The sequence below is a fragment of the Capnocytophaga sp. oral taxon 412 str. F0487 genome, from assembly GCF_000271925.1.
Lineage (GTDB): Bacteria > Bacteroidota > Bacteroidia > Flavobacteriales > Flavobacteriaceae > Capnocytophaga > Capnocytophaga ochracea.
The window spans coordinates 1-5,295 of the sequence record NZ_AJZR01000048.1; the positions used below are offsets into that span (position 1 = coordinate 1).

Consider the following 5,295-nt stretch of genomic DNA (forward strand, 5'->3'; position numbering starts at 1 on the left):
ACAAAACAAACAAATTTCCGGTACTGTTACCGATGAGAAAGGCACTCCTCTTCCCGGAGTGAGTGTGCAAATCAAATCAACTACCCGTGGGGTAGCTACCGATTTTGATGGTAAATATAGCATTGAAGCCTCTCCTGGCAACGTGCTATTGTTCAGTTCTATGGGCTATGCCTCCCAAGAAAAAACCGTTGGCAAGGGGGGGGGTAATAGCTTGATTATCAACGTTCAACTGAAAGAAGATACCCAAGAATTGGGTGAAGTAGTAGTAGTGGGCTATGGTACCCAAAAGAAAGAAAACCTTACGGGAGCTGTAGCTACAGTAGACACTAAGAAATTAGCAACGCGCCCTTCCTCAAACATCGCTAAAGCATTACAAGGAACGGTAGCAGGGGTAACCATTATCTCTCGCCCTGGAGGTACAAGTCTTAACATTCGCGGGCGCGGTAACTTAGGTAATTCCGATCCTCTTTATATTGTAGATGGGATAGAGGTAACCACTAATTTTTTCAATTCTATAGACCCTAATAGTATTGAAAGTATCTCTTTCTTAAAAGATGCTTCATCAGCAGCTATCTATGGCGCAAAAGCTGCTTATGGGGTTGTATTGGTTACTACCAAATCAGCAAGATCAGGAGTGATGCAAATTAGCTACGATGGGTCTACAAGTATGCAAATGCCTACTTACTTGCCTGATATGGTAAATTCAGCTGAATATGCTGAGATGTTTACCAAAGCAGAACGCAATTCAGGAATAGCCGAAGCAAACCTCACTTTCACCCCTGAAATGATACAAAAGTATCGCGATGGCTCCGACCCCGACCGTTATCCCAATACCAATTGGTTCGACTTAATTCTAAGAAAAAGAGCTTTCTTAAACAAACATAATGTACAGTTTTCAGGAGGTTCTGATAAGTTTAAGTACATATTAGGTACAGGTTTTCTTCGAGAAGAAGGTATTACAAGAGGAGAATCAACTAATCGGTATAACATCAACTCCAAAACTTCTTCTGAAATTAAAAAATGGCTCACAATCACCTCTAATGTAAATCTTATTTACACCAAATACGATCTCCCTAACGGGGGTGCAACAATGATTGAGTCTCTTCGTACTCCTCCTACTCAAGTAGCCAAACATTCTAATGGTGAATGGGGGTCTGTACGCAATGGTCGTACAACAACAGGGGAAGAAGCTTCCTTAAACCCCTTGCGTATGTGGGCTGAAAACGGACGAAAAAACTCTATTACTCGTCGTATATTAGGCTCTGTTTCTGCTGAAATACGCCCTATAAACGATTTAAAAATAACCAATCTCTTCAGTTATAATTATTTCGATTACCGATATTTCAATTTTACAAATAAGCGTAAAGGAGTCCCTAATTTTCTAAATCCTGCCGCAGGTATTATTCCTGCTTCTGGTTCCGATGTAAACCAAATGGAATTAGATTGGCAATATTCCGATAAATTTACCTATAACGGTTGGTTAAACTACGATACTGTGTTCAATGAAAAGCATTCAGTAAGTATAATGCTTGGAACACAAGCTGACATATATAATTATCGCCGTTTAACTGTAGGTAGAAAAAACTTTGCAAGTAACAGTATGAACGATTTTACAGGAGGTTCATCAAAAGAGTCTGACCAACTTAAAACCAACGGACAAGAAAATACTAATTTTTATGAAGAAGAAAGTATCAATTCTTATTTTGGTAGGATAGGTTACACTTACGACCAAAGATACCTTTTCGAAGCCAATTTCCGCGCCGATGCCTCTTCTCGTTTCGCTAAAGGCGGTCGTTGGGGTTACTTCCCTTCTTTCTCCGTAGGTTGGCGTATAGACCAAGAAAAATTTATGGAAAACATCTCTTGGATTAATGGGCTTAAACTGCGTGCCAATTGGGGAAAGAATGGTAATATAAAAAATGTAGGTCTGTACGATACTTATTCTACATACGAAAATACAGGTACTGTAGTAATAGGAGGTGAAAGTAAAACAGTGCTTACCGAAGGGCGTATTGGTAACCCAAATCTTACTTGGGAAACTACAACCACTACTGACTTAGGTCTTGATGTAAATATTGCCAAAGGACTTTTCGGTCTCACCTTTGATTACTACAACCGTTTGACTGATGGTATTTTAGTTCGTGCTAATGACATAATGGAAGAAACAGGATTGTCAAAAAATCAAATTCCTGCACGTAATGTAGGAAAAGTACGCAACAAAGGTGTAGAATTTGTAGTTTCACACCGAAAAGAGTTTGGAGATTTCTCTTATAATATTGCTGTCAATGCCACTTATAACAAAAATATCATTGAAGACTTAGGAGATAAAGTAGATGAATTACCCCCTGATAGTTACTGGATATTCCGCAGAGGTGGCTCAGTAGGTGATTTCTATATGTACCAAGTAAATGGTATCTATACTCCTGAAGATATTAAAAAAGGAAGATTTATACCTCTTGGTGACCAAAAACCTGAAGAAGGTATGTTGCGCTATGTAGATATCAATGGTGATGGTGTTATTAATGATAAAGACCGTACAGTAGTAGCTAATGATGTCCCAAAATGTACTTATGGTATTAATTTAGATTTGAATTATAAAAACTTTTCTCTTTCCATAATGGGACAAGGAGTAACTGATGTGAAGGTATATATGGATAATGAAGCTTCACAGGCTTTCTTTAATTACTCAGTACCAAGAAAATGGCAAACTAATAACTGGAGCCCTGATAATCAAGACGCTTCTTATGTTAAGCTGTTCTCTCCCTCCGACAAACGCTATGAGTATAACAACAAAATGTCATCTTATTGGTTATTTGATGCTTCTTATTTTAGAATCAAAAATATAACTCTTAGTTATACTTTACCTGATGAGGTACAAAAGCTATTAGGGGTAACCAATGCTCGTGTATATCTTTCGGGAGATAACCTATTTACTTTTAGAGGCGATAAACGTATGAAAGATTTCGACCCCGAAGTAGCCAGCGGTCGCGGTTATTCAATAGGTATGAAATCTTATACTGCAGGTTTATCTTTTTCTTTCTAACCTTATCATAACTATTAAATTTAAAAACAATGAAAAATATCATACAAAAATCATTCATTGTACTTGCATTATTAGGTGCAATGGGTTGTGGTGACGATTTTTTCGATAAATCACCTCAAGGCTCTATAGACTCTTCTAAGATAAATGCTGAGCTTTTTGTACAATTACGTAACAATATCTATCGTCAGATACCCGATGGATATGAGGGAATATTTCTAGATGGATATGCTGATAATGGATATTCACGTAATGCTTGGGACAGCAATGGGTCTGCTGTACAAAACAATACCTTAGATGGAGGATTAAATTTTGGATATGCAGGTTACTTCCAAAGTATACGTGCGTGTAACCAAGTAATAAAAAAAGCTGACAATTATCCAGAGATTCCCGTTAATGATAGAGAAAAATACAAAGCTGAAGCTCGCGTAATGCGTGCTTGGCTATATGGAATAGCATCTCTCTATTTTGGTGATATAGCCCTTTCAACAGACGTTAGTAATGATTTTCCCGATGGGCTTCCTCGTAATCCTGCCTCTGAAGTTAGGACTTGGGTACTCAAAGAGTTAGACGAAGCCATTGCTATATTGCCACAAACCAATGATAAGGGCTATTTTAACAAAGCTATGGCAACCGCTATTAAAGCACGTATGGCTTATTACTTTGGTAAATATGACCAAGCCGAAGTGGCTGCCCGCTATGTAATTGACAACGGTGGATATCGCCTGCATCAAGTAGCCTCTCTTTCTGCTGATATGGTAAAAGACGGTGAATACTTTAAGAAATTCGTAGACTTTTCTGCTTATGGTATTAATGAAAATACTTTTATCAAAGGACTTTTTAATTACCAAGATATTTGGAAAGCTGATAATAGTCCGGAAACTATAATAGCCAAAGAATACATTGCCAATCCACAAAATAGTAGTTGGGTACGTGTAACTTGTTTGCTCACTCCTAATCTCGTAGAAAAACAAGCGTGGGCTACTATTGTACCTACTCAAGAATTAGTAGATGCTTATTGGACAACCGATGGTAAAACCAAGCCCACTCTCTCTACTATGGATCAACGCATTAAAGACTATAAAGCATTGGCTGATGAGATTAAAGGAATTGAAAATACCAATAAGAAAACTTTTAATGAAGCAGTAAACAGTATAGAAAATTCTTTACCTAATAAAGCCTATCTAAGTCAGTTTAAGAATAGGGATAGTCGTTTATATGCTTCTATTATTTTTCCATATTCAGCGGTAAACAAATATCGTCCTAATGAATATCAACACTATGTACCCGAAGTAAATAATTATGGTGAAAGTGGCTACGCTTTCAGAAAAATGAGTGGTGCTGATGATGTTATTCCTATATCAGGGGGTGCTTACTATGGAACAGGAGTTGATTTCCCTGTAATTCGCTTAGCCGAAATGTTACTTATTTACGCCGAAGCTCATACCCAAAATACAGGTTATGATGGTACAGTAGTAGCTGAGCTCAACAAATTGCGCACTCGTGCGGGTATGCCCGAAGTACTTACCGGTCTTTCCAAAAACGATGCTCTCGACTTTATTCGTAAAGAACGCCGTATAGAGTTGGCTGGTGAGGGCTTGCGCTTTTTCGACATTCGTTTGTATGAAGACGATACTCGCAACGGAGGCTTTAAAGGTACCGAGGCTGCAAGTGTAGTAATGAGAGGACAAATAAAAGATGTTGTAGGGAAATTAGGTGCTGAGAAAATATGGGCACCTCGCTTAATGTATATGCCCCTCCCCACTACTGCTTTAGACAAAAACAAAAACGCTGGTATGAAACAAAACCCAGGATATTAATCAGATTCTAATAACACAAAAAGGCTATCTTGAAAAATTATTTTCTTAGGATAGCTTTTTATTATTGAATTGTTAAACTTTTAACAAAATATTTTAATAAAAAGTTACGAAAATATTTGCTTTATATTCTTTTTTATTAGTATATTTGCACCATTAAATAACCAATAAAAAGTTTTGGAAGTATGAAACGAAAAATCTTCTTATTGCTAATAGCTCTATGGAGTACTACCTCTCTGCTATGGGCACAAAACAAACAAATTTCCGGTACTGTTACCGATGAGAAAGGCACTCCTCTTCCTGGAGTGAGTGTGCAAATCAAATCAACTACCCGTGGGGTAGCTACTGATTTTGATGGTAAATATAGCATTGAAGCCTCTCCAGGCAACGTGCTATTGTTCAGTTTTATGGGCTATGCTTCCCAAGAAAAAACCATTG

Annotated in this window: 3 protein-coding genes; all 3 read left to right on the forward strand. The window is 37.7% G+C overall.

All coding sequences use genetic code 11. The features are described from left to right. Nucleotides 1-3,043, forward strand: a 3,043-nt coding sequence (locus tag HMPREF1321_RS07910) for a SusC/RagA family TonB-linked outer membrane protein (RefSeq protein ID WP_009422119.1), incomplete at its 5' end; no start/stop codon positions are given. Between the two features lie 29 nt (nucleotides 3,044-3,072). Beyond that, nucleotides 3,073-4,860 carry a RagB/SusD family nutrient uptake outer membrane protein gene (locus HMPREF1321_RS07915; RefSeq protein ID WP_009422120.1) on the forward strand — a complete coding sequence of 596 codons (1,788 nt, stop codon included), beginning with the start codon at nucleotides 3,073-3,075 and terminating at the stop codon, nucleotides 4,858-4,860. Nucleotides 4,861-5,042: 182 nt separating this feature from the next. Next, a partial coding sequence (locus tag HMPREF1321_RS07920; protein WP_009422121.1) for a carboxypeptidase-like regulatory domain-containing protein occupies nucleotides 5,043-5,295 on the forward strand: 253 nt, incomplete at its 3' end.

Excerpts from the sequence above, each read along its gene's own strand:
- HMPREF1321_RS07915 (WP_009422120.1), top strand. The coding sequence starts at position 3,073 with ATGAAAAATATCATACAAAAATCATTCATTGTACTTGCATTATTAGGT.